At 69.2% G+C, this 22,088-nt stretch carries 25 protein-coding genes and 1 pseudogene; 17 read left to right on the top strand and 9 right to left on the bottom strand.

Features of this window, described 5'->3' with window-relative positions; translation table 11 throughout:
- Positions 1-17: 17 nt before the first annotated feature.
- Complete coding sequence (locus JJB11_RS01795; protein ID WP_201166188.1) at positions 18-1,229, bottom strand: CaiB/BaiF CoA transferase family protein; 1,212 nt, start codon at positions 1,227-1,229, stop codon at positions 18-20.
- Positions 1,230-1,336: 107 nt separating this feature from the next.
- Between JJB11_RS01795 and JJB11_RS01790 the strand changes: the two genes are divergently transcribed.
- From JJB11_RS01790 to JJB11_RS01770, 5 genes and pseudogenes are all read left to right on the top strand, one after another.
- Entirely contained in the window at positions 1,337-2,296 is a 960-nt protein-coding gene (locus JJB11_RS01790; RefSeq protein ID WP_201166187.1) for a LysR family transcriptional regulator, read from the top strand.
- Positions 2,297-2,374: 78 nt separating this feature from the next.
- Positions 2,375-2,650, top strand: a pseudogene (locus JJB11_RS01785) (alpha-hydroxy-acid oxidizing protein); the annotation flags it as partial.
- Between the two features lie 197 nt (positions 2,651-2,847).
- Complete coding sequence (locus tag JJB11_RS01780) at positions 2,848-5,481, top strand: PAS domain S-box protein (RefSeq protein ID WP_201166185.1); 2,634 nt, start codon at positions 2,848-2,850, stop codon at positions 5,479-5,481.
- Between the two features lie 147 nt (positions 5,482-5,628).
- Positions 5,629-6,321, top strand: coding sequence for a response regulator transcription factor (locus tag JJB11_RS01775; protein WP_201166184.1), 693 nt, complete (start codon positions 5,629-5,631; stop codon positions 6,319-6,321).
- Between the two features lie 133 nt (positions 6,322-6,454).
- Positions 6,455-6,838 (top strand): STAS/SEC14 domain-containing protein, encoded by a 384-nt coding sequence (locus JJB11_RS01770; RefSeq protein ID WP_201166183.1) that lies wholly within the window; start codon positions 6,455-6,457, stop codon positions 6,836-6,838.
- A gap of 83 nt (positions 6,839-6,921) precedes the next feature.
- Here the strand turns inward: JJB11_RS01770 and JJB11_RS01765 are convergent, their stop codons facing one another.
- From JJB11_RS01765 to JJB11_RS01755, 3 genes are all read right to left on the bottom strand, one after another.
- The gene (locus JJB11_RS01765; RefSeq protein WP_201166182.1) at positions 6,922-7,155 is read right to left on the bottom strand and encodes a hypothetical protein; all 234 of its coding nucleotides are present in this window, start codon (positions 7,153-7,155) and stop codon (positions 6,922-6,924) included.
- Positions 7,152-8,138, bottom strand: a complete 987-nt coding sequence (locus JJB11_RS01760) for a helix-turn-helix domain-containing protein (RefSeq protein ID WP_201166181.1) — start codon at positions 8,136-8,138, stop codon at positions 7,152-7,154. The genes JJB11_RS01765 and JJB11_RS01760 overlap by 4 nt, the downstream gene beginning before the upstream one ends.
- Positions 8,139-8,306: 168 nt before the next feature.
- Positions 8,307-9,806, bottom strand: a complete 1,500-nt coding sequence (locus tag JJB11_RS01755) for a sigma-54 interaction domain-containing protein (RefSeq protein WP_201166180.1) — start codon at positions 9,804-9,806, stop codon at positions 8,307-8,309.
- A 184-nt stretch (positions 9,807-9,990) separates the two neighbouring features.
- On the opposite strand from JJB11_RS01755, the gene JJB11_RS01750 reads away from it, so the two are divergent.
- The 3 genes from JJB11_RS01750 to JJB11_RS01740 all read left to right on the top strand — a co-directional run bounded on the left by JJB11_RS01750 (position 9,991) and on the right by JJB11_RS01740 (position 11,621).
- The gene (locus JJB11_RS01750) at positions 9,991-10,647 is read left to right on the top strand and encodes an MEDS domain-containing protein (protein WP_201166179.1); all 657 of its coding nucleotides are present in this window, start codon (positions 9,991-9,993) and stop codon (positions 10,645-10,647) included.
- Between the two features lie 116 nt (positions 10,648-10,763).
- Positions 10,764-11,321, top strand: coding sequence for an Hsp20/alpha crystallin family protein (locus JJB11_RS01745; protein WP_201166178.1), 558 nt, complete (start codon positions 10,764-10,766; stop codon positions 11,319-11,321).
- 3 nt (positions 11,322-11,324) lie between these two features.
- Positions 11,325-11,621, top strand: a complete 297-nt coding sequence (locus JJB11_RS01740; protein ID WP_201166177.1) for a UBP-type zinc finger domain-containing protein — start codon at positions 11,325-11,327, stop codon at positions 11,619-11,621.
- A gap of 17 nt (positions 11,622-11,638) precedes the next feature.
- Here the strand turns inward: JJB11_RS01740 and JJB11_RS01735 are convergent, their stop codons facing one another.
- Positions 11,639-12,175 carry a 3'-5' exonuclease gene (locus JJB11_RS01735; RefSeq protein WP_201166176.1) on the bottom strand — a complete coding sequence of 179 codons (537 nt, stop codon included), beginning with the start codon at positions 12,173-12,175 and terminating at the stop codon, positions 11,639-11,641.
- A gap of 53 nt (positions 12,176-12,228) precedes the next feature.
- The gene (locus JJB11_RS01730) at positions 12,229-12,681 is read right to left on the bottom strand and encodes a DUF1931 family protein (RefSeq protein WP_201166175.1); all 453 of its coding nucleotides are present in this window, start codon (positions 12,679-12,681) and stop codon (positions 12,229-12,231) included.
- A gap of 209 nt (positions 12,682-12,890) precedes the next feature.
- Between JJB11_RS01730 and JJB11_RS01725 the strand changes: the two genes are divergently transcribed.
- Positions 12,891-14,258, top strand: a complete 1,368-nt coding sequence (locus JJB11_RS01725) for an NAD-dependent succinate-semialdehyde dehydrogenase (protein WP_201166174.1) — start codon at positions 12,891-12,893, stop codon at positions 14,256-14,258.
- Between the two features lie 16 nt (positions 14,259-14,274).
- Here the strand turns inward: JJB11_RS01725 and trxA are convergent, their stop codons facing one another.
- On the bottom strand, positions 14,275-14,658 hold the full coding sequence (gene trxA, locus JJB11_RS01720; protein WP_201166173.1) for a thioredoxin: 384 nt from the start codon (positions 14,656-14,658) through the stop codon (positions 14,275-14,277).
- A gap of 199 nt (positions 14,659-14,857) precedes the next feature.
- Between trxA and JJB11_RS01715 the strand changes: the two genes are divergently transcribed.
- Both JJB11_RS01715 and cls read left to right on the top strand, forming a co-directional pair.
- Positions 14,858-15,358, top strand: coding sequence for a phosphate-starvation-inducible PsiE family protein (locus JJB11_RS01715; RefSeq protein WP_201166172.1), 501 nt, complete (start codon positions 14,858-14,860; stop codon positions 15,356-15,358).
- Complete coding sequence (gene cls, locus JJB11_RS01710; protein ID WP_201166171.1) at positions 15,355-16,788, top strand: cardiolipin synthase; 1,434 nt, start codon at positions 15,355-15,357, stop codon at positions 16,786-16,788. The genes JJB11_RS01715 and cls overlap by 4 nt, the downstream gene beginning before the upstream one ends.
- A gap of 62 nt (positions 16,789-16,850) precedes the next feature.
- On the opposite strand, the gene JJB11_RS01705 is transcribed toward cls, so the two are convergent.
- Together JJB11_RS01705 and JJB11_RS01700 are read right to left on the bottom strand one after the other, a co-directional pair.
- Positions 16,851-17,204, bottom strand: a complete 354-nt coding sequence (locus JJB11_RS01705; RefSeq protein WP_201166170.1) for a hypothetical protein — start codon at positions 17,202-17,204, stop codon at positions 16,851-16,853.
- A gap of 164 nt (positions 17,205-17,368) precedes the next feature.
- A complete protein-coding gene (locus JJB11_RS01700) occupies positions 17,369-18,379 on the bottom strand; it encodes an LLM class oxidoreductase (protein ID WP_201166169.1) in 1,011 nt (336 codons plus the stop codon).
- A gap of 142 nt (positions 18,380-18,521) precedes the next feature.
- On the opposite strand from JJB11_RS01700, the gene JJB11_RS26495 reads away from it, so the two are divergent.
- The 6 genes from JJB11_RS26495 (at position 18,522) to JJB11_RS01675 (ending at position 22,086) form a co-directional block, all read left to right on the top strand.
- Complete coding sequence (locus JJB11_RS26495) at positions 18,522-18,785, top strand: response regulator (RefSeq protein ID WP_201964542.1); 264 nt, start codon at positions 18,522-18,524, stop codon at positions 18,783-18,785.
- Positions 18,782-19,153, top strand: a complete 372-nt coding sequence (locus JJB11_RS26490) for a LuxR C-terminal-related transcriptional regulator (protein ID WP_201964632.1) — start codon at positions 18,782-18,784, stop codon at positions 19,151-19,153. Before JJB11_RS26495 ends, JJB11_RS26490 begins: the two co-directional genes overlap by 4 nt.
- Positions 19,154-19,324: 171 nt before the next feature.
- Entirely contained in the window at positions 19,325-20,125 is an 801-nt protein-coding gene (locus tag JJB11_RS01690; protein WP_201166168.1) for a helix-turn-helix transcriptional regulator, read from the top strand.
- A 173-nt stretch (positions 20,126-20,298) separates the two neighbouring features.
- Positions 20,299-20,970 carry a BON domain-containing protein gene (locus JJB11_RS01685; RefSeq protein WP_201166167.1) on the top strand — a complete coding sequence of 224 codons (672 nt, stop codon included), beginning with the start codon at positions 20,299-20,301 and terminating at the stop codon, positions 20,968-20,970.
- A gap of 45 nt (positions 20,971-21,015) precedes the next feature.
- Positions 21,016-21,468, top strand: coding sequence for a PRC-barrel domain-containing protein (locus JJB11_RS01680; RefSeq protein ID WP_201166166.1), 453 nt, complete (start codon positions 21,016-21,018; stop codon positions 21,466-21,468).
- A gap of 3 nt (positions 21,469-21,471) precedes the next feature.
- Positions 21,472-22,086: a hypothetical protein gene (locus JJB11_RS01675; RefSeq protein WP_201166165.1), complete on the top strand. Its 615-nt coding sequence runs from the start codon at positions 21,472-21,474 to the stop codon at positions 22,084-22,086.
- The last annotated feature ends 2 nt before the right edge of the window (positions 22,087-22,088 follow it).

Genomic DNA, 22,088 nt, shown 5'->3' with positions numbered 1-22,088 from the left:
CGATGTCGTCATGGTGTTCAGGCGATCACGCGGTTGTCGCGCAGCGCCGCGATGTCTGCTTCGGAGTAGCCAGCCTCGCTCAGGAGGGCGATGCTATCGGCGCCACACGTCGGAGCGGCTGCCGGCGCGGCGCGCGGAGCATCTCCCAGCCGGTACGGAAGGCCCAGGGCACGGTAAGAGCGCCCGTCCGGCGACGCGGCATCCACCAGGATGCCACTGGCCGCCAGGTCGGCGCCCGCGAGCACGTCACGGTAGCGGCGCACGGCACCAACGACGATCTGGTGTCGGCTGAGGAGCTCCACGCACTCCTCGGTGCTGTATGCGGAAAGGCAATCGCTCAGCACGGCGCGCAGCTCGGATCGGTGCGCCACGCGGCGCGCGTTGCTGCAAAAGCGCGGGTCGCTGGCCAATGCCTCGCGGCCGATCGCACGGCAGAAGCGTCGCCAGTGGTCCTCGGCGTAGGCGGACAGCACGATGTGGCCGTCTCGGGTGGCCACCACGTCGGCCGCCGGCGCATTGTGGGGCTGGCCATTGCCGATGCGGGTGGGCTCCGGCCCGCCGGCGAGGTATTCGCACCACGTCGCCCCCTGCAGGTGCAAGGCCGTCTCGAGCAACGAAACCTCCAGCGTCTCGCCGACGCCGCTGCGCTCGCGCCCGTACAGCGCCGCCAGCACGGCCTGCGCGCCCAGGTGCGCGGCCGCCGCATCGACGACAGGCACCCCCACTTTCTGCGGCAACCCGTCCGGCTCGCCGGTCACAGACATCAATCCGCTTTCCGCCTGCGCCGCGATGTCATAGCCCGGCCGCTCGGCCGAGGGGGTGTTGCTGCCGAAGCCAGAAATGGAAAGGTAGATGACTCGCGGGTGCCTCGCCCGAACTTCGGCAGGACCGATTCCGAGCTTCTCCACCACGCCCGGCCGAAGGTTCTGGATGACCACGTCGCTGTCTGCGATCAGGCGCAGCGCGATCTCCCGCCCGGCTTCGCTCTTCAGGTCCAGCGCGATCGAGCGCTTGCCACGGTTGTGCGCATTGACCATCGACTCCCCGTAGCGGCCGATATGGCGCGCCTGGTCGCCGGCCAGCGGCTCGACCTTCACGACGTCGGCGCCCAGTTCGCCCAGCACCATCGCCGCACCGGGGCCGGCGATGTACTGGCCAAGATCGAGCACCCGCACGCCCTGGAGCGGCGCCGCGGGCGAGCGGGTGGGGTTGGAGGCAGCAGGGGACATGGAGCGAACGATAGGGACCCAGGCGATTCCTGGAAATTCAATAATCCTGATGCCGCGATCACTCACAGTGATCACTCGCAAGGCGGCACGAAAGACAGAACCGCTCCATGAACGCAAGCACCGATTACCTCGTGCGCCGGCTGCGCCTGCGCCACCTGCAACTGCTCGTGGCATTGGGCGATGCCGGAACCATGCGCGCGGCCGCCGTCCGGCTGCACCTGAGCCAGCCCGCGCTCAGCAAGATGCTGGCCGAGACGGAGGCGGGATTCGGTGCCCGCCTGTTCGAGCGCAGCCCGCAAGGCCTCACGGCCAACGCGCTGGGACAGGCCGTGGTCTACCGGGCACGCGTGATGCTCGGTGAGTTGGCCCGTGGCAAGGACGAAGTCGATGCCTTGCGCACCGGCGCCAAGGGCGTCTTGCGCGTGGGCACCCTGTCGGTCACCGCCGCGGTTCCGCAAGCGGTGGTGCATTTGCGCCGCCGCCTGCCGGGCACCCGGGTCCAGATCCAGGAAGGCCGCGTGCGCGAGCTGATCCAGCGACTGCTGGATGGGGAACTGGATTGCGTGTTCGGCGCCATCACCCCGGAGTTGCTCACCAGCGACCTGCTGCCGCTGCTCAAGCCGGAGGTACTGCTGGAAGACGAACTGTGCGTGCTCTGCGCGGACGCACATCCGCTGGCCCGCAGCCGCCGGCTGCGCTGGGCCGATCTCCATGCGAGCTCCTGGGTGGCACCTCCCAAGGACACGCTGGTCCGTCAGGCCCTGATGACGGCGTTCCTGAATGAAGGGCTGGATCCGCCGGAGCCGGCCATCGAAGTGCTTTCTTCCGTGACCGTGGGCAGCGTCCTGCGCATGGACGCGGCACTCCTGGGCGCGGTGCGGTTCGAACATGCGAGGGATGAACTGGCCCGCGGCGGCGTGCGCCGCCTGAGCGTCACACCGGTGGTGCCGCTGCCGTCGCTGGGCTTGTACACCCGGCGCGGGGCCGAGGGGGCGCCGCCGCTGGTGCAAGCGTTCGCGGAAGCAATCCGTCGGGTGGGTGTTCGGAGTGCCCGGGTGAGCGCTTAGAAGCGTGCACGAAACCGGGTCGGGCGGTTGACGCCGGGGCGCAAGCGTTCAAGATCTGGAGCGAGACGGGGGCGAGCGATGGTGGACAGCGGCTTCCGCCGCGGCTCGGACGTACCCAAGGCCCTGGCACTCGGCGCCGACTTCGTATTCGTCGGCCGTCCCTTCAACTACGCCGCGACAATCGCAGGAGCCGCGGGCGTCGCGCATGCGGCAAAGATCCTGGCGGCCGAGATCGACACGAACATGGGCCTGCTCGGGATCAACACACTGGACGAGCTCGGCGCGTGGCATCCGGTCGTGCGGGGCACACTGCCGTCATTGCATGGGCAGGCTTCGGGCAGGAACACGTACTGAGAACCGCCGACGCGACGTCGCCCCCAGTCCACGAATTCGCTGCCGTTGGTGACGAAGTGGACCTCGTTCGGGAGTGCGGCGCCTCAACAACGGTCCCGCCTTGGAAATGGCCGTCACGGCCATCGCACAAGAACCAGAACTGCAGGCCGCGTTGAAGCACTTAAACCTTCGGTGCCCAGGCAATCAGAATCAGGGCAATGATGCGCAACAACATGACACCTGAGCCGGACGCCACTCCGCAGGCGCCGGGCGATCCCACAACCCACACCTTTCTGAAAAGCGCGCTGCGGATCGCGGGGCTCGGCTGCTGGACCTGGAACCTGTCGACCGGGGAGATAGCACTCTCTGCGGAGGCTGAGAGAATCTTCGGAGAAGCCGGGCCGCAGCTTACGTTCGAGTCCTGGCTGCGTTGCGTCGATCCTGCAGATGCGGGGAGACTGCCCGCTCTGGAGGAAGCGCTCCGTGGCGGGCAGCGTACCTTCAGCTTCGAATACTTCTTCACGAACCCGGGTGGTGCGCGCAGAAGGTTGAAGGGCGACGGTGAAGTGGTTTCGCTGGACGAGCGCGGCGCGCCGGCCGTCGTTGCCGGCACGGTCCTCGATCTCGGAGACTCCACATCGGAGGCGCGCACGGCGCACCCTGGCTCGTTTCATGCGGATCGCGCCTCCTCATGGCTTTGGGAGCAGGACGCGGACTACCGCTTCACTCTCGTGGAAGGTGGCGAGCAGAGGCGCATCCCCGACCTGGACGTCGCCCTGGGCCGCGCGCGGTGGGAGCTTGCGCACGCGGTGCCGCTAGCCTCGTCCTGGGATGAACACATCGCCGCGCTTGAATCGCGTTTGCCCTTTCGCGAGTTCGAGTACCGCATCGGCGATGGGCCTGACGCAGCGTGCTTCTCGGTCAGCGGAGACCCGGTGTTCGATGGGGCGGGTCGATTTCGCGGCTACAGGGGGACTTCGCACGACATCACGCGCCGGGTGCGCGCGGAAGAAGAAGCGCGGCAGGCCCGACTCCTGCTACAGCAGGCGTCGCGACTCGCCCGCATTGGAGGGTGGGCCCTGCGTGTCCCCGGCATGGAAGTCGAATGGACGCCCGAAGGAGCGCAGCTCCTGGGCGGTGCGAGCGATGGACCGCTCGCCTGGGAGCAGGCTTTCGCCGCCCTGGAAGAGCCGCATCGCCGCGAACTTCGAGAACGCGTGGGTGCCTGCGTCGCGCACAACCAGGCATTCAGGATGGAGGCACGCCTGCTGCTGCAGGACGGCCAGGAGAGGTGGCTCGAAATCATCGGCGAGCCGGAACCTTCCGTCACGGGGCCGCGTCGTCGCGTGATCGGCGCGGTGGAGGACGTGACGGACAGGAAGATGGCCGCTCGCCGGCTGCACGAACTCAACCAGCAGCTGGTCACGACCTTCGAGAGCATCGCCAGCGGCTTCTACACGCTGGATCGCGACTGGCGGTTCACGTACGCGAACCACGAGACGGAAAGGGTGGCGCAGCGGCCCCGCAGTGAGCTCCTGGGTCGTTCGATCATGGAATTGTTTCCATGGTTTGCCGGCAGCCCCCTGCACCAGGAGTACGAGCGCGCGGTTTCAGGGGGTGGACCCGCGCATTTCCAGGTGTTCCTGGACGCGCTCGGAGTGTGGGGGGAAGTGCACGCATATCCGTCGGCCCAGGGCCTGGCGGTGTACTTCCAGGACATCACCGATCGCAAGCTCGCGCAGGACGCGCTGCGCGCCAGCGAGGAACGCCATCGGCTGCTCTTCGAGGTCAGCCTGGACGCGCTGCTGCAGCTCGAACGGCAATCCGGGAGGATCCTGGCCGCCAATCCAGCGGCCTGCGAGATGTTCGCGCTGTCGGAGGCGCAGATTTGCCAGCGCTGCACTAGCGCGCTCAGCGCACCGCACGAGGCCGGGCTGCAGCAGCTGCTTGCCGAATTGGACGCGGCAGGAAGGGCGCGAGGCCATGTGAGCCTCGTTCGCGGCGACGGGACCCGGTTCCAGGCGGAACTCTCGGGCGCGCTCTTCAGGGGCAGCGATGGCGTGACGTATGCAAGCGTGGCGATCCGCGACGTGAGCGAGCGCCTGAGGCACGAGGCAGAGATCCTCGCCTTGAACGAGGGATTGGCCGAGAAGGTCCGCGAAAGAACAGCGGAATTGGAGGTGGCCAACTCGGAACTCCGCGCGTTCGCGCACTCGCTCGCGCACGACCTGCGCGCGCCGATCGCCGCCATCCGTGCGCTGGCGCATGTCCTGGAACAACGGATGCAGGCCGCTGCGGAAAAGGACCGACAGTACGCCAGCCGCGTCCGGCAGGCCGCGCAGCAACTCGATGATTACGTGGAGGCGCTGCTCTCGCACGCACGGCTGTCCCAGGTGTCGCTTAGTCCGGCGCGCGTCGACCTGAGTGCGACAGCGGAAGCCATCCTGGACGACTTGCGTGTGCGCGACCCGGACCGCGTCGTGACCGTGGAGGTCCAGCCAGGATTGTGCGCCCTGGCTGACCCGACGCTCCTGCGCATGGCGCTCCAGAACCTGCTGGAGAACGCCTGGAAATTCACGGGAAACCGCGGCGACGCGGAGATCCGCTTCAGCGGGGAGCGCCAGGCAGATGGATCCACCACGTTCTGCGTCGCCGATAACGGCGCAGGGTTCGACATGGAGTACGCGGACAAGCTGTTCGGCGCATTCCAGCGGCTGCATACGCAGGCTGAATTTCCAGGCACCGGTATTGGCCTTGCAAACGTCCAACGCATCGTCGCGAGGCACGGTGGGCGCGTCTGGGCAACGGGCCAGCCGGGTCGCGGAGCAGCCTTCTGCTTCACGCTGCCGTGAGGCGAACCTGCTGCAGCGCGTCGCATGCAGCGTGAGCGCGGAGGCAATTTGTCACGTGCCCTTGCCGGCGCGATGGCGGAATTCCTTCGCAAGCCGGGAAGCCGCGGTTGCGCGCGTACGATCGGATCCAGACACGGAGCTACAAGGATGATCGCACCCAATCTTTTTCCCGCGACGCGCCAGGCCGCCTTGCCGGCGCGGGCCATGGCGCGTTCCGTCAAAAGCGTGGTGCTGGCGGACGATCACGACCTGGTTCGCGCCGGCATCCAGGGCTTGATCGAATTGCTCCCGGATGTCGAGGTGATCGCGCAAGCACGCTCCGGTGAGGAACTCCTTGCCCTTCTCGAGCGCGTGCGGCCGGACCTGGTGGTCACCGACATCGGCATGCCCGGGATCGACGGCGTGGAAGCAGTGACGAGGATCCGTGCGCGACATCCTTCGCTACCGATCCTGGTTCTCTCCATGTTTGACAGCGCCGAGATGGTCCAGCGCGCGGTGGCGAGCGGCGCCAACGGGTACTTGACCAAGAGCGCGGCGCCCCATGAATTGCAGCATGCCATTGGCGTGATGCTGACAACCGGCAGCTACTTCAATGCCGCCGTCGCCCGGCTGCTGATGCATCGCGTCGATGCGCTGGCGGACGACGGTCTCACGGATCGCCAGCAGGAAGTGCTTTCCCTCCTCGCCTCCGGGCTTTCCTCCAAGGAGATCGCGTTCCAGCTGAAGCTCAGTCCGAAGACGATCGATGTGCACCGCGCCCGCATCATGGAGCGGCTCGACCTGAGGGACGTGGCGAGCCTGACCCGTTATGCAGTGCGCAGGGGACTGGTGAAGGCCTGACGCCCCATGCATGCAGGGCGCGCAGGCGCGCGCCTCTCGGAGACTCCACATCGGACGGTGCACATCCTGCAGGAATGACCCGATCAGATGGACCAGCGTGGGACTCCCACGGTGCCCGCAGTAGCATGAGGGCATGAGAAACGAACAGATCTGGGTGGAGCCTGTCGGCACGGTCATCGTGGCACGCATCCGCGGAAGGCCGACGGCGGAGATGCTGCGAGAGTGCGAGCACCGTGTACTCGAGCTCGCTCGCGACACGCAGCAGATCCGGGTGCTTTACGACGCGCTGGAGCTGGAGCCGCCCGACATGGAGCTCGTGCTTCTGCAAAAGCAGCTCGACTCCGAGAAGAAGAACAACCTCGGCACAGCGTCCTTGCGCACCGCCATTCTGGTCCCCAACTCCCGGATCGCGTACCTGGCGCGCATCGCGTTCGGACACGCAGGAGAGGCGAACTACCGAGTTTTCTATAACGACCTCGCGGCAGCTCTCGGCTGGCTGGAGGACCGCGCAGCGTAACCGACGCCCCGGCGAGATCGCCTTCGAAGGGGACGCGCGCTGCCCGCGTCCCTTCAGTGGCAGCCTGGGCCGCGGCTGCGCGGCTACCCGCCGACCTCGGCGGTCAAGGTGCACGGCGTGATGCGCGGCCACTTGTACTCACGCCCCACCATGGCCCGGGCGAACAGGTAGCTGTGCCGGATGTTGGCGCCGAGGTGCTCGTCGTCGACATGGCCCTCGCTGTCGCAGGGAAAGGCAAGGGCGTAGCCCGGCTGGAACAGCGACTCGAAGCGCAGCTCGAAGCGGCTGCCTGGCAGCGGCAAGGGCATGTTCGTCATGGTTGCCCCCATTCCATCGTTTCAGGGCCCCGCACGCGCGGATGCATGGGCGGCGCTACGGGGCCGTCGGTGCGCGACGAATCGCGCGAGTTCAGCCGGAACATCCGCGGCGTCCAACCGGTGTAATGGTGGAACACGCCGGTGAAGTGGCCCTGGGTGCGGAAGCCGGCTTCAGCGGCCACGTCCACCAGCGCGGCGTCGCTGTCGGCCAGCAGATGCTTGGCCCGCTCGACGCGCTGCATCAGGATGTGCAGGTGGGGCGACCGGCCGGTGGACTGTTTGAACATGCGGGCGAAATGGAACGGGCTGAGGTGGACCGTGCGTGCCAGTTCCTCCACGCGGATCGGCTCAGCCAGGTGGTCGGCGATGAACTCGTGCACGCGCCGCAGCTTGTGCGGCGCCAGCCCGCCGGCGATGCCGGGTCGTCTACCGGCGACCGCCGCGTGGAGGCGGGCGACGTGCGCCGCCAGCACCATGGCCAGCGACTCCAGGTAGGCGGCGCCCGGCGTGCGCTGCCGCCGCAGGTCGTCCTCGACGGCGTTGCCGATCTCGCGCAGCAGCGGGTCGGCCGCGGCGTGGGGTTCCAGCACAGGCGGCTCCGCGCCTTCCAGCGCGGCCCGCGCCAGCCCGGTGAACAGCGGCGCCGCGATGCTGAGGACCAGCGTGCGGGGTCCCGGCTCGTCGACCAGCGCATGCGGCAGCCCGGGCGGCACCACCGATACCAGCGGAGCGCGCACGAACGCGGTCCGCTCCCGGCCGGCGTCGTCGCGGAAGGTGGCGAACAGGCGAGCCTGCACGGTGGGCACCAGGATGTCGAGCGAGTCGCGCACTCGCAGCGCGCCGATGTCGTCAGGGCCCAGGTAGGCGACATGGATGGAGGGGGCCGGCCAGCGCGCATCCTGGTTGGGAATGGTCGGGCCGGGTGAACAGGTGAGCGTGGTTTCCAGCATGGCGATGGCGTCCTTTTGGGTGGCTGCGGCCATCAAGACGACGGCAGCAGCCACTGGCATCGCATGCGGCGTGCCCGCGCAGGCCCGGTCGGGCGGCGTCCGGATTGCGGCTGGAATCAAGGAGTTGCGAATGGTGGCCCAGCCACACCGGGGACCTCGCCGCCGGAGGGCCGGCGACCGCGCCGGCCCTCCGGCATTTGCCTAGCGGCGGGTGACGCCGAGCCGCTGCATCTTGTACTGCAAGGAAGTGCGCTTCATGCCGAGCCGCGCGGCCGCCCCCCCGGGACCGCCGAGCACCCAGTTGCACTCGTCCAGCGCACGCAGGATGTGTTCGCGCGCGACCGCCTCCAGGCTGGCGTCCGAGGCGTCGTGCACGGCCCGCGACCGCAGTTCGCCGTCCGGGATCTCCAGCGTTTCGCCGCGCGAGAGGATCACGCAGCGCTCGATGAAGTGCGACAGCTCGCGCACGTTGCCGGGCCAGGGATAGCGGCACAGCACGGCCAGCGCCTCCGGGGCGATCGCGCGCACCGCCCGCTCATGGGCGCGTGCATGCAGCCGCATGAAATGGCGCGCCAGCACCGGGATGTCCTCGACCCGTTCGCGAAGCGCCGGCACCCTGATCGGGAACACCTTCAGCCGGTAGTACAGGTCGTCGCGGAAAACACGGTCCGCCACCATCTGCTCCAGGTCGCGGTTGGTGGCTGCCACCAGGCGTACGTCCACTCGCAGCGTGCGGTTGCTGCCGAGGCGCTCGAACTCCCGCTCCTGGATGACCCGCAGCAGCTTCGCCTGCAGCTCCAGCGGGATCTCGCCGACCTCGTCGAGGAACAGGGTGCCGCCATCGGCCAGCTCGAAGCGGCCGATGCGCCGCGCCACGGCGCCGGTGAAGGCGCCCTTCTCGTGCCCGAACAGCTCCGCTTCCAGCAGGCTGGCCGGAATCGCCGCGCAGTTGAGGCGCACGAAGGGATGCTCCCGGCGCGGACTCAGCTCGTGCACCGCGCGCGCGACCAGCTCCTTGCCGGTGCCGGTCTCGCCCTGGACCAGCACGCAGGCATTGGTCGGGGCCACGCGCTCCGCCAGCGCCTGCGTCGCCTCCAGTGCCTTGCTGCCGCCGACCAGGTCGCCCCAGAAGCGTTCGGTCTCCTGGTGCAGGTAGGCGTTGCGCGCCTGTATCTCGTCGTTGAGCCGTTCCGCGGAGTCGGCGCGCTGCCGCGCCGCCGACAACTGGACCCGCTGGAACTCCGCCGCGACCTGGTTGGCCGCCACGCGCAGCAGCAGCATCTCGGTGGTCGTCGGGAAGCCGGGTCGCCGCGAACCTGCGAGCAGGAATCCGCTCTCCTTGTCCATGCCGAGCCAGAGATGGGTGACGCGCAGATCGCCGGCGCCAAAGGGGTGGGGCACGCTGTACGCCAGCCCGGGCCATTGCTGTTTCAGAGCCGGAGCCAGCCGGCCGCCGATCTCTCGTGCCCGGGTCGTGACCTCCGGATCGCGTTCGCTGCGCGCCAGCTCCAGCGGCAACGGGCCGTCGTTCCAGCGGGCGTAGGCCAGCTCCAGGTCCAGCAGGCGGGCCAGCACCTCCAGCACGGTGCGCAGCACCAACGCCGGTGCCGCGCCTTCCCACAGGGCGGGCAGCGCCAGCAGCCCGACCAGGCCGTTGATGCAGTCCTGCAGGCAGCGGATTTCGGCGGACGGTTCGGCCATGGCGAGGGTCCCATGATGCTCCGGATGAGCGTGTCGCGGCTGGCAACCGGCCCTTCCGGTTGCCGATTCCTGCTGAAATCTGCGCCATGGCTGCCGGGGAGTGGACAGGGCGCACGCGGGGGGATAGGGTGGTCATCATCGGCTGCACGCGGCGGCCCCCGCCCTTGCGCAATCAGGAGAAGCCATGAACGCCTCCGCCACAGCCTGCGGCTGCCCGGTGCCCATCGAAATCGCCGGCACCACGCTCGGCAGGCACCGCCACATCTGCGCCTTCTTCCGCGATGCGGAGGAGGAGTACCGCGTCATGGTTCCCTTCATCAAGGACGGCCTCGGGCGCGGCGACCGCATCTGCCAGATCGTGGAGAGCGGGCAGCGCCCGGCGCTGCGGCGGCATCTGCAGGCGGGCGGCGTGGACGTCGAGGCAGACGAGCGCAGCGGCCAGCTGGAGATCCTGTCGGTGCACGACCACTACGTGCGTGACGGCCATATCGATGTCGAGCGCATGCTCACCGCCATCCGGCAACGCCTGTCGGCCGACGACGAGCCGTCGATCTCGCGCATCACCGGCCATGCCGAATGGGCCGGCGCGGACTGGCCGGGCATGCAGACCTTCCTCGAATACGAGGCCCGCCTGAACGATGTGGTGCCGGAGGGCCGCGATACGGTGGTCTGCCTCTACGACCTCTCGAAAACCTCGGCCGCACTGATCGCCGACGTGCTGCGCACGCACCCGGTCGTGATCCTGGGCGGACTGCTGCACGAGAACCCGTTCTACCTGCCGGTCGATCAGTTCCTGCGGGAGCTGCACGGGCGCCAGGAGGTCCAGGCGCAGGCCCGCTAGGTTGGCAGCGACGGGACACGCCGCAGCTCTGAGGCGCGAGACGCAGAATTGGGGAAACGCCGCTCCGCCGCGAAGGGCACGATGGCCCTTCTTTCCACCGGCACGAGGAGCATTTCATGGCACGAGGACACCTGACGCCTTTCGGGTTCGGCAGCCAGCGCGGCGACCCATTCCAGCTGCTGCGGCGCGAGATGGAGCAACTGTTCGACAACGTCGGCGGCACCGAGGGCGAGGCATCGGCCGGCCGCGGCAACATCGTCGCGCCGCGCATGGACATCAGTGAAGACGACCAGGCGTTCAAGGTCGTCGCCGAGATGCCGGGCGCCAGGCCCGAGGACGTCGAGGTGCTCGTCGAGGACGACATGCTCACCATCCGCGCCGAGCGGACGCAGGAGCGCGAGACCAATCGCCGCGACTACCACCTGCTGGAGCGTTCGGTGGGCGTGTTCCAGCGCTCGCTGCGGCTGCCGGCGCCGGTCGATCCCGGCAAGGTGCAGGCGACCATCGACAACGGGGTGCTCACTGTCACGATCCCGAAGGACGCCGGCCAGGCGCGTGCGCGCCGCGTGCAGGTGCGCAGCGGCAGCGGCGGCCAGGCCGCGGACGCGGGGCAGCAGGGAACGCAGTCCGCCGAGGGCGGCGCCGACGGCAAGTCTTCCGACAAGCACCACTGAACCGTGGGCTCCAGTGCCGTCACCCCAGGGGCAAGCCCCTGCAGCCACCTGGACCAGATCGCCGTGACCGGCACGCGCACGAACGTGTGCGAGGAGTGCGTGCAACTCGGCGATCCCTGGGTGCACCTTCGGCTGTGCCTGGTCTGCGGCCACGTCGGCTGCTGCGACGCCTCGAAGAACCGCCACGCCACGCGGCACTACCGGCAGACGGCGCACCCGCTGATCCGATCCATCGAACCGGGCGAGCGCTGGGTCTGGTGCTATGCCGACGAGACCATCGTCGGCGTGCTGGCGAAGTGATGATTCCGCTGCACCGGCTATAGGCCCGCCTGCGCCGGCCGGCAGCGGGTGCGGTCGCAATCGCCGTGCCTGCGGGCGCGCAGCTCGCCGAATGTCGCCTGCAGCAGGCGCGCGTCGGCACAGGCGCGATGGCGCGGCAGTCCCAGTGCGGTCGCCACCTGCGCCTTCAGTGCCGACCAGCGCGCCCTCTCGCTCTCCGTCAGCAGCGAGTGCAGGCTTTCCAGCCGGAAGGTCGGCGCGCGCCGGGCGGCGTCGTACAGCCTGGCCAGCCAGGAATAGTCGTGCCCCCAGGCGTCGGTGTAGAGCGTGCGGCCGCACAGGTGGTGATTCAGCTCCTGCGCCACCACGACGATCGGCAGGCCGTGCTCCAGCAGGTCCGCGCGCGTGATGCGGTGCAGCCGCTCGGCGGCCGGGCTCCAGTGGTCCCAGTCCGGCGCGGGGTGCACCAGCATGCATTGCGAATTGCCGTCGTCCAGCACGTAGCCGACTTCGACGGGATAGCTGCCGCGTCCGAACCCGGACGCTTCGATGTCGAGGACGGAGGGAACAATCATCGAGCGAAGACCGGGGCCACGGCGGCACACCGCCGCGGGTTGCCCGAAGCGCTTCAGAGCAGCAGGTCGAACAGCGCGAACGCCCGGTCCCAATCGCGCGTGTCGGGATTCTTGAGGCCAGGATCGAGGATCTTGAAGCTGCGCGCCAGCGCGATGGTGAGTCCGCCGGCGAGATCCGGCAGGCTCTCGGTCACCGCCTCGCTGAAATCGAGCTCGAGCGGCGGCAGCTTCGCCAGGCGGTCGAGGATGGGCCGCACCTCGATCGCCTGGTCGAGCGCGCGGAACTCGTGCATGCATTGCTGCAGGCCGCCGCTGAGCGGCACGTCCCACGGCTGCACCACGTCGCGCCCGTTGGCCTTGGCGATCGCGCAGCCGCGCTGCAGCAGGTCGTGGATCTTGCGGTTGACGAACTCTTCGTGACGCCGCAGGTCGTTCTTGTCGATGTGGATCCCGGCGGCCTCGCGCAGGAGGCGCTCGATCCGGGGAATGCCTGCAATGACTGTCATGGTTCGCTCCGTGTCGTGGGCGTGGGAGAGAGGCTACGCGAAGCGGCGTGGCCGCGCGGCGGCACCAGCGCGGAAGCGCAGGGATCCGACAAGGACCGCAGGACTGCGCCTCGCGCCGCCAGGCAGCTCGCGCGCGAGGTCCGCACGATCCGGGCATCGGCAGCAAGCGCGGAGAACATGCGGCGCATGCATTGTCCGAGGATGGTCCGATGACCATCGAATCCGTCAATCCCGCCACCGGCCGGGCCATCGCCTCCTACGAGCTGACACCCGCCTCCGCGCTGCCCGGCATCGTCGAGCGCGCGCACGCAGCCTTCCTTGGCTGGCGGCGCGCCGCCTTCGCCGACCGCGCGGCCGCGATGGAGCGTGCCGCCGGCATCCTGCTGCGCAACCAGCGCGAGTACGCGCAGCTGATGGCCGAGGAAATGGGCAAGCCGGTGCGCAACGGGCTGGAGGAGGTGCGCGCCTGCGCGACCCTCTGCAGGCACTACGCCGAGCACGCAGCCGCGATGCTGGCCGACCAGCCCGTCGCCACGGAGTGGAGCCGCAGCCGCGTCGTGTACCGGCCGCTTGGCGTGGTGCTCGGCGTCCAGCCCTGGAACTGGCCGTTCCACCAGGTGTTCCGGATGGTCGTGCCGGCGCTCATGGCGGGCAATGCCGTGGTGGTCAAGCACGCTTCCAACGTGCCGGGCTGCGCCCTCGCCATCGAGGACGTGTTCGTGCGCGCCGAGCTGCCGCGCGACCTGCTGCGGGTGCTGCTGCTCGCCAGCCAGGACGTCGAAGCGCTGATCTCGCATCCGCTGGTGCGCGGCGTCAGCCTGACAGGCAGCGGGCCGGCCGGCGCCGCCGTCGCGCGCGCAGCCGGCGGCAAGCTGAAGAAGTCGGTGCTGGAACTCGGGGGCAGCGACCCTTACCTGGTGCTCGCCGATGCGGACATCGAGCTTGCCGCGCGGGTGTGCACGGAAGGCCGCCTGAGCAACAGCGGCCAGAGCTGCATCGCGGCCAAGCGGATGATCGTCGTGGAGGAAGTGCGTGCCGCCTTCGAGGCGCGCTTCGTCGCGCTGATGGCCGCGGCGCGGGTCGGCGACCCGTTGCTGGACGCCACCGACGTCGGCCCGATCGCGCGCCGCGACCTGCGCGACGCGCTGCATGCGCAGGTGCAGGCCAGCGTCGCGGCCGGCGCACGCCTGCTGCTCGGGGGCGTGCTGCCCGAAGGCGCAGGGGCGTTCTACCCGAGCACGGTGCTGACCGACGTGCGGCGCGGCATGCCGGCCTTCGACGAGGAGCTGTTCGGCCCGGTCGCGGCCATCGTGCCGGTGGCGGACGAACGCGCCGCGATTGCGGCCGCCAACGATTCCGCCTACGGCCTCGGCGCCTGCGTGCTCACGCGGGACGTGCAGCGTGGCGAACGCATTGCCGCCGACCTGCTCGATTGCGGCATGGCATGGGTCAATGGGTGTGTCCGGGAGGACCCGCGCCTGCCCTTCGGCGGCGTCAAGGATTCCGGCTACGGCCGCGAGCAATCCACCTGGGGCATCCGCGAATTCGTCGACGTGAAGACGGTCGTCGTGGCGTAGTCACGGCATCGCGGCGTCACCAGTCCAGGTTGACCTGCGGCCGGTTCGGGTCCTGCTCCACCACTCGCTTCTCGCGCGCCGGCAGGTTCTGGTCGACGAACGCACCGAGTTGCTTTTCGCTCAGCATGCCGGCCTGGACGGCGACCGGCTTGCCGTCCTGGAACAGCACCAGCGTCGGCACCGAGCGGATGCCCAGGCGCGACGCGACTGCCGGCGCCGCGTCGATGTCCACCTTGAGCACGGCCAGGTCGTCGGTGCGGTGGGCGGCGAATGCTTCCAGCGCCGGCGCCATGGCCCGGCAGGGGCCGCACCAGGAGGCGGAAAAATCCACCAGGACGGGGTGGCGGCCGGCGATGGCGTCGTCGAACTCGCGCTCGCCTGCTTCGATCACTGCGGGCATGGCCCTTCCTTTCAACAGGTCAGGAGCACCGGCGGGATCTTCATGGGCACTCCTTGTCCATTGGAGGATAGGGAACCGCCGCGCAGCTTTCTTCCCTGCGCTTGCGTTCCATGGCGCAGGGCGGCGGTGCCGCAGCGGCCGTTCTTCGATCACGGCGCGGCGGCGAGACAATGGCGCTTTCCCCTCATCGGAGGTCGCCATGGCATCGCCGCGCCACCCCTGGCTGTTGCGCGAAACGCGCCGCTACTGGGGTGCGATGTCGGCGTACGAGCGCTTCGAACATGGCGTCGCTTCCCTGCTGTCGCTCGTGATCGCCGTGCTCATCACGTTGGCCTTGATCCAGCTGCTGGTGCGCCTGGTGCCGCTGTTGCTCACCGGCGCGCTCGACCCCCTCGACCACCAGGTGTTCCAGGGAGTGTTCGGCAGCATCATGACCGTGCTGATCGCGCTCGAGTTCAGGCATTCCATCGTGCGGGTCGCCGTGCGGCGCGACAGTGTCGTGCAGATCAAGACCGTGCTGCTCGTCGCCCTGCTGGCACTGAGCCGCAAGTTCATCGTGCTCGAGATCACCAGCACCGAGCCCGCGATGGTGGCCGCGCTGGCCAGCGCCACGCTGGTCCTGGGTCTGGTGTACTGGTTGCTGCGCGAGCGCGACGATCGCGTCGGGCCAGGTCGCCGCCAGAGCGGCGCGATCGAATGACCGGGCCGGAAGCGGCCATCCTCGGGGCGGCGTACGCACTGTTGCAGGCGTTCGGTGTGCTGGCCGCCGGCCGGGCGGTGATGGAAGCCCGCACCGCCCAGGGCGCCGCCGCCTGGGCGGTGGCGCTGGTCGCCTTCCCGCTGCTGGCTCTGCCGCTGTTCCTGGTGTTCGGGCAGAGCCGGTTCGCCGACTATCTGGCTGCGCGGCGGGCGGCGCTGGCCGAGTTCCGGGCGATGCAGCAGCGCATGCAGGCGGCGTTGCGGCGCCGCCGCCTGCTCACCGCCACCCGCTATACCCGCGATGTGCCGTTCGAGCGGCTGGCCAAACTGCCGTTCACCGGCGGGAACGCGGCGACGCTGCTGGTCGACGGCGCGGCCACCTTCGACTCGATCTTCGCGGGCATCGCCGCCGCGCGCGACTACGTGCTGGTGCAGTTCTACATCCTGCGTGACGACCGCATCGGGCGCGAACTGCTGGCGCGGCTGCTCGAACGCGCGGCGGCCGGCGTGCGCGTGCACCTGCTGTACGACGAGGTCGGCAGCTTCCGCCTGCCGCGCGCCTATGTCGGGGCACTGCGCGCCGGCGGGGTGGAAGTGCATGCCTTCCACGCGGTCGGCCGCGGAGCCGGCCGGCTGCACCTGAACTTCCGCAACCACCGCAAGATCGTGATCGTCGACGGCCGCCGCGCCTGGGTCGGGGGCCTCAACGTGGGCGACGAATATCTCGGTCGCGACCCGCGCATCGGCCCCTGGCGCGACACTCACCTGTGCATCGAGGGACCGGCGGTGCAGTGCGTGCAGGTGTCGTTCTGCGAGGACTGGCACTGGGCGGCGGGTCGTCCCTTGCGGCTGCAATGGGACCCGGTGGAAGCGGCCGGCGGCGGCCATTCGGTGCTGTGCCTGCCCAGCGGCCCGGCCGACGAACTGGAGACCTGCACGCTGTTCTTCATCGCCGCGATCGGCCATGCGCGCTCGCGCCTGTGGGTGGCGAGCCCGTACTTCGTGCCCGACGAACAGTTCGTCACGGCGCTGCAGCTCGCCGCCCTGCGCGGCGTGGACGTGCGCGTGCTGCTGCCGGAGCGCTCGGACAATCCGCTGGTGGGCCTGTCAGGCTGGTCCTATGTCGAGGCGCTGGAGCAGGCCGGAGTGGCGATGTACCGCTACCAGGACGGCTTCATGCACCAGAAGGTCACGCTGATCGACGACGACTGGTGCACCGTGGGCACGGCGAACTTCGACAACCGCTCGTTCCGCCTCAACTTCGAACTGACGATGGCCGTGCTGGACCGGCGGCTCGCGGCGCAGGTGCGCGCCATGCTCCAACGCGATTTCGGGCGGGCGCGGCGCATGCGCGCGTCCGAGCTGCGCGCGCGGCCGCTCTGGTTCCGTTTCGCCGTGCGTCTCGCCCGCTTGTCGGCCCCCGTGCAGTAGGCCGGCGCGCGTGCGGACGATGCTCAACCCGTCCAGCACCCGCTGCACGAACGGCCGGCCCGTCAACCTCCTCTGAGCAAGCGAGCGCAACCTTGCCGCAGATGGCCTAGTGCCGCCGTGTGCTTGCCGACGCAAGCCTCGAGCTCCGGACAGCTGCGGGAAGGCCGGCTACCCGACCGCCATAGCGAGAAGACAAGCTCGGAATGCGCGATCAGGAATTCCACCCAGGCGACCGACAGGCGGGGAAGGGAAGCGCAATAGCCCCGCATCTCATCCACCCCCTTGCTCACCTCCGCGTACAGCTCCATGTCCAGCCAGGTGCGCACCATCTCTGCGCTTTGCTCGTCATACCGCTCCAGGGCGCGAGCGAGCTGGCAGGCAATCTCCCGTTCCTTCGTCTCGATCGTCACTGGCATCTCTGTACCTCTTTCGGGGACATGGTGCCGTGAGCACAGAACCGTTCTTGTCGCAGAGCAGCCATTTGTTTCTCTCCGACTGCTGGAATGCATATCCGGGCTCACACTCGACCGAAGTCCAGGCCGCCGGAGCTCACGAAGTGCACGAAACTCCACGCGAGGGCTCAGGCGAGGGTGCCGTCCGCGGTGGCCGTGCTGGTTTCGTTGCCTGCGGCCGCGAGCGCTGGCAGCACTTCGACTCCGATCTCTTCGAGCACTTCGGCGGCAGGCCGCGCACCGTACTTCAGGTTCAGGATCACGTGGTTGACGCCGATGCCGCGCGAGGTTTGCAGGAAGCGCAGCAGGAATTCCCGGCCGGACTTGAAGCCAAGATGGATCGGCGTGGGCGGCAATTGCGGGTCGGCATCGAGGTCGACGTAGAGAGACTGGGCGAACGGCTTGAAGCGTCCCGGTGCCGCCTCCCCTACGTGGGCGCGCCAGCGCGCTACCGTCTCGGCCTGGCGTTCGATCGGGCGCGGGTAGGTGATCCAGCCGTCCGAGTGCGCGGCGATCCACGGCAACGGCTGCCCGCTGTTTCCGGTCACCAGCAGGGGCAGCCGCCCCACCGGCTTGGGCACGAGGTCGGCCGCGCCGGTGAGGACGCCGCGTGAGGTCTTCAGCACCGGGAACTCGGTCTCGAGCACGCGCCGGATCGTCTCGAAGTCTTCCCGGAACAGGGCGGCGCGGCGTTCGATGTCGACGCCGAATGCCGGGAACTCCACCGGACGGTCGCCCGAGGCCACGCCCAGCACCAGCCGCCCGCGCGACAGCTGGTCCACCGAGGCTGCGGCCTTGGCCACGTGCAGCGGGTGGCGCAGCGGCAGCACGATGGAGCCGGTCGCCAGCGCGATGTCGCGCGTGAGGGCGGCGATCCACCCGAGGTACACCCAGGGGTCGTACACCTGGCCGACGTCACCGAAGCTCGGGTCGCGCAGCGGCACGTCGCGGAACCACAGCGCCGCGAAGTCCAGCGCCTGCGCGCGCAGCGCCAGCCGTTCCTGATCGCGCATGGTCGGCTGGTCGCGCGGGAAGGCTTCGATGGGAAAGAACAGCCCCAGCGTCAGGCGGCCGGCCGCGAACATGCGGTGGAACCCCGGGGCATCTTCCACGCGAGCGGTGGCGTCGACCTTGAACATGCATTCTCCCTTTGCGCTTCGCAGCACTCGTGGAACAGGGTAGCGGCGCAGGCGCCTGCGAATCTTGCGGATTGCTGCGGACCTTGTCCAACTCCGGCGCCGCTCGGGCCGGGGGCTACACTCGCCGCCGGAGAACAGAGCCATGGAAGGCGGCAACCGCAAACGCGGTGACGGGATCGTATTCGTCGTGGACGACGATGCATCCTTGCGCGAGTCGCTCAGCAGCCTGCTGCGCTCGGTCGGCTGGCAGGTCCGGACCTTCGCCTCCGCCGCGGCCTTCCTCGAGTTCCGCCGGCCCGACCTCCCGGCCTGCCTCATGCTCGACGTCCGCCTCCCGGGGCTCAGCGGGCTGGACCGCAACGGCGCCTGGCCGGGCGCGTCGACACGCCACCCATCATTTTCATGACCAGCCACGGCGACATTCCAATGACGGTGCAGGCGATGAAGGCCGGCGCGGTCGAATTCCTGTCCAAGCCGTTCCGGGAGGAGGACCTGCTTGCAGTGGTCGACGCGGCCATCGAGCGCGACGCCGCCGCGCGCGCCGAGCGTGCCGAGCTTGCCAATCTGCGCCAGCGCATCGATTCCCTGTCGACGCGGGAGCACGAGGTGATGCGGCTGATCCTGCAGGGCCTTCTCAACAAGCAGGCGGCGGCGGCCCTCGGCATCACCGAAGGCACCGTCAAGGTGCACCGCCGGCACGTGATGGAGAAGATGGCTGCGAAGTCGCTGCCCGAGCTGGTGCGCATGGTGGAGCGGGTGCAGCCGACGGGCTAGGAGACTGTCCCTGCAGGGCTGCGAGGTCGCCCCGGGGCGTTCCACCAAAGTGGCATGGCGCATTCCGATGCCGGAGCCTAGATTCCAGCCATGGGAGCACGCGAAGAACTAAAGGAAGCAATCCAGCCAGGCACCGCATCCGCTGATGCTTTCCCGGCCGTGGAGTGCGGGATGTTGCAGTTCCCCGGCAGCGAGCGCGCACGCGAGGTCATCGAGCTGCTGGTGCCGGACGAGACCGCGGCGATCAGCATCGTCTACCGCACCGAGGCCGGGCTCGCACGCCGCGCGTTCGTGCGGGCGCCGCTGGTGTCGGTGGTCCCGCCGGGCCAGCACTGCAGCATGCACTGCGCGCACCGGGGCGACACGCTGGTGCTGCGGCTGGCGCCGCATTTCTACGCGGATCGGGTGCGCGCCGCGCTCGGTGAGGTGAGCTTGCCAGCGGGGCGCTTCGCCGTTTTCGATCCGTTCGTCCGCGCGATCACCAACGGCCTGCTGGACGAACTGCGTGGCGGCCGCCGGCCCGCCGCCGCCTATCTCGAGCCGCTGGGAGCCGTGCTCGCCGTGCACCTGGCGCGGCACTACGGCGCCGCGGCGCCGGAACCGAACAGCGGCCGGTGCGGGCTGCCGCCGCACCGCCTCGTGCGCGTGCAGGCCTTCGTCAGGGACAACATCTCGGAGGAGCTCCACGTCGAGCGCCTGGCGGCCGAAGTCCACATGAGCCAGTACCACTTCGCCCGCATGTTCAAGCATGCGACAGGGCTGCCGCCGCACCTCTACATCGTGATGCAGAGGGTGAGCCACGCCAAGGCGCTGCTGCAGGACACCGAACTGCCGCTGCTCGAAGTCGCCGAGCAGTCGGGGTTCCGCACGCAAGGCCATTTCACCGGGGTCTTCGGCCGCTATGCGGGCATGACGCCGCGCACGTTCCGCGTCGCCTGCCGTGCGGCGTTGCCCGGCGTCCGCGTTGCCTGAACCGGGCAACGCCGCAGCGGCCTTTCGCAGGCCCCCGACACAGGTGCGCAGGTCTTCGCAAGATCGGCGCGTGGCCAAGCCCTAGTCTCCAACCAGAGCCCGCCGCGATCGCCCGCCGCAGCAGCGGCCCTCCTCCCGCGGGCGCTTTTTCCTGATGTCAGAAGGGATCTGCAATGACCATCGCCACCGCATCCAGAACCGATGCCGAAATCCAGGCCGACGTGATCGCCGAATTGAAGTGGGAGCCGCGGGTGCAGGCACCCGAGATCGGCGTCATAGCGAAGGACGGCGTCGTCACGCTGACCGGCTGGGTCGATTCCTATACCAAGCGCTGGGCTGCGGAAGAGGCGGCGCACCGCGTGCGCGGCGTCAAGGCCGTCGCCAATGACATCGAAGTGCGGCTGGGCGCCGGCGGCGAGCGCAACGACGTGGAGATCGCCGCGGCTGCCGTGCGCGCGCTCGAGTGGGACGCCGTGCTGGTGCCGGAGAAGATCGAAGTGACTGTATCCAAGGGCTGGGTGACGCTCAAGGGCACGGTCGACTGGGAATACAAGAAACGCGAGGCCGAGCGCGTCGTGCGCAACCTGGCCGGGGTCAAGGGCGTCAGCAACCTGATCGATGTGAAGCCCAAGGTCCAGCCCTCGGACATCAAGAAGGAAGTCGAGCAGGCCCTGGTGCGCAGCGCGCAGACCGATGCGCAACGCATCACGGTCGAAGTCGAGGGCAACAAGGTCATCCTGCGCGGCATGGTGCGCTCCTGGGCCGAGCGCGAGGAGGCGGGTCGCGCGGCGTGGAAGGCGCCGGGCGTCACGACGGTCGACAACCGCATCACGATCGGTCTCTGAGCCGTCAAAGCCCAAGCCATTCGACCCGGAGTCAGAGGGCACATCATGAACACCAGATACCTGCTTGGCACGGCCCTTCTCTGCGCGATTGGTGGGCTGTACTCCGTGAAAGGCGCCCATGCCCAGGCCGACAAGGCAGCGCCGGCGGCGCCCGCTGCTTCCGCGGCTGTCGTGCACGTGCCGGTGGCGGGCCACGCCGTGCTTGGCGTGACGATCGAGGAGCAGCGGCTGGTCGCCACCGGGTTCCGCGCCTCCAGGCTGCTGAAGCAGGATGTCTACAACGACAAGGGCGAGAAGATCGGCAAGATCGACGACTTGGTCGTCGCGCCCGACGGCACGCTGTCGATCGCGGTGATCAACGTCGGCGGCTTCCTCGGCTTGGCCGACCACCGCGTCGCGGTGCCGGTGCGCCAGTTCGAGCACCTCGCGCCCAGGGCGGTCCTGCCGAATGCCAACAAGGACCAGCTCAAGGCCTTGCCGAAGTTCGAGTACGCCTGACTCATGTCTGCCATTGCGACGCTGACCCGCTGGGCCGCCCGGCCCGGGCAGGACACGCAGGCCAGCGACCTGCTGCGCGACGCGTTGCCGCTGGTGATGCTCGAGTCCGGCACGCTGGCCTGGCTGGCGCTGCGCTACGACGCCTCCTCCTTCGGCACCTTCGCCTGCTTCCCCAGCCTGGCGGGACGGCAGGCCCACCTGGGCGGCGCGGCACACGACCTGCTGAAGGACAAGGCGCCGGTGGTGTTCGACGGTCCGCGGCGCGTTGTCGATCTCGACGTGATCGCCGAGAAGCTGCCGCCCGACGCGCTGTTCGGGCCGGTCACGCTGGGCCTGCAACTGGAGTTCGAGATCAGGCGGGAGCGGGAGCTGGACGTGCGGCAACTGCTGGGCGACGCGGGCGCGGCGATCCAGCGCGAGGAGGGCACCGTGGCCTGGTTCGCGCTGCGCGTCGACAGCGACCGGCACGGCAGCCTCGCGGTCTTTCCGGACCAGGCCGCGCGCTTCCGCCACCTGACCGGCCGCCTGCCGGCGGACCTGGCCACGCATGCGCTGAAGCTGCTGCACGGCCTGCCCGATGTCGAGATGCCGCAAGTGCTGGCGGCGAAGCTGCGCTGACG

Origin of the sequence: Ramlibacter ginsenosidimutans (genome assembly GCF_016654015.1) — a bacterium.
GTDB lineage: Bacteria > Pseudomonadota > Gammaproteobacteria > Burkholderiales > Burkholderiaceae_C > Ramlibacter > Ramlibacter ginsenosidimutans.
The sequence above is the reverse complement of the archived record's forward strand: the minus strand, read 5'-3'. Positions and strand labels throughout refer to the sequence as shown.

Coding starts and splice junctions, on each gene's coding strand:
- JJB11_RS01685 (WP_201166167.1), top strand. CDS start 20,299: ATGACCATCGCCACCGCATCCAGAACCGATGCCGAAATCCAGGCCGAC.
- JJB11_RS01735 (WP_201166176.1), bottom strand. CDS start 12,175: ATGATTGTTCCCTCCGTCCTCGACATCGAAGCGTCCGGGTTCGGACGC.
- JJB11_RS01765 (WP_201166182.1), bottom strand. CDS start 7,155: ATGACGAACATGCCCTTGCCGCTGCCAGGCAGCCGCTTCGAGCTGCGC.
- JJB11_RS01790 (WP_201166187.1), top strand. CDS start 1,337: ATGAACGCAAGCACCGATTACCTCGTGCGCCGGCTGCGCCTGCGCCAC.
- JJB11_RS26495 (WP_201964542.1), top strand. CDS start 18,522: ATGGAAGGCGGCAACCGCAAACGCGGTGACGGGATCGTATTCGTCGTG.
- JJB11_RS01675 (WP_201166165.1), top strand. CDS start 21,472: ATGTCTGCCATTGCGACGCTGACCCGCTGGGCCGCCCGGCCCGGGCAG.
- JJB11_RS26490 (WP_201964632.1), top strand. CDS start 18,782: ATGACCAGCCACGGCGACATTCCAATGACGGTGCAGGCGATGAAGGCC.
- cls (WP_201166171.1), top strand. CDS start 15,355: ATGACCGGGCCGGAAGCGGCCATCCTCGGGGCGGCGTACGCACTGTTG.
- JJB11_RS01715 (WP_201166172.1), top strand. CDS start 14,858: ATGGCATCGCCGCGCCACCCCTGGCTGTTGCGCGAAACGCGCCGCTAC.
- JJB11_RS01700 (WP_201166169.1), bottom strand. CDS start 18,379: ATGTTCAAGGTCGACGCCACCGCTCGCGTGGAAGATGCCCCGGGGTTC.
- JJB11_RS01730 (WP_201166175.1), bottom strand. CDS start 12,681: ATGACAGTCATTGCAGGCATTCCCCGGATCGAGCGCCTCCTGCGCGAG.
- JJB11_RS01725 (WP_201166174.1), top strand. CDS start 12,891: ATGACCATCGAATCCGTCAATCCCGCCACCGGCCGGGCCATCGCCTCC.
- JJB11_RS01680 (WP_201166166.1), top strand. CDS start 21,016: ATGAACACCAGATACCTGCTTGGCACGGCCCTTCTCTGCGCGATTGGT.
- JJB11_RS01705 (WP_201166170.1), bottom strand. CDS start 17,204: ATGCCAGTGACGATCGAGACGAAGGAACGGGAGATTGCCTGCCAGCTC.
- JJB11_RS01770 (WP_201166183.1), top strand. CDS start 6,455: ATGAGAAACGAACAGATCTGGGTGGAGCCTGTCGGCACGGTCATCGTG.
- trxA (WP_201166173.1), bottom strand. CDS start 14,658: ATGCCCGCAGTGATCGAAGCAGGCGAGCGCGAGTTCGACGACGCCATC.
- JJB11_RS01780 (WP_201166185.1), top strand. CDS start 2,848: ATGATGCGCAACAACATGACACCTGAGCCGGACGCCACTCCGCAGGCG.
- JJB11_RS01760 (WP_201166181.1), bottom strand. CDS start 8,138: ATGGCCGCAGCCACCCAAAAGGACGCCATCGCCATGCTGGAAACCACG.
- JJB11_RS01775 (WP_201166184.1), top strand. CDS start 5,629: ATGATCGCACCCAATCTTTTTCCCGCGACGCGCCAGGCCGCCTTGCCG.
- JJB11_RS01745 (WP_201166178.1), top strand. CDS start 10,764: ATGGCACGAGGACACCTGACGCCTTTCGGGTTCGGCAGCCAGCGCGGC.
- JJB11_RS01755 (WP_201166180.1), bottom strand. CDS start 9,806: ATGGCCGAACCGTCCGCCGAAATCCGCTGCCTGCAGGACTGCATCAAC.
- JJB11_RS01690 (WP_201166168.1), top strand. CDS start 19,325: ATGTTGCAGTTCCCCGGCAGCGAGCGCGCACGCGAGGTCATCGAGCTG.
- JJB11_RS01795 (WP_201166188.1), bottom strand. CDS start 1,229: ATGTCCCCTGCTGCCTCCAACCCCACCCGCTCGCCCGCGGCGCCGCTC.
- JJB11_RS01750 (WP_201166179.1), top strand. CDS start 9,991: ATGAACGCCTCCGCCACAGCCTGCGGCTGCCCGGTGCCCATCGAAATC.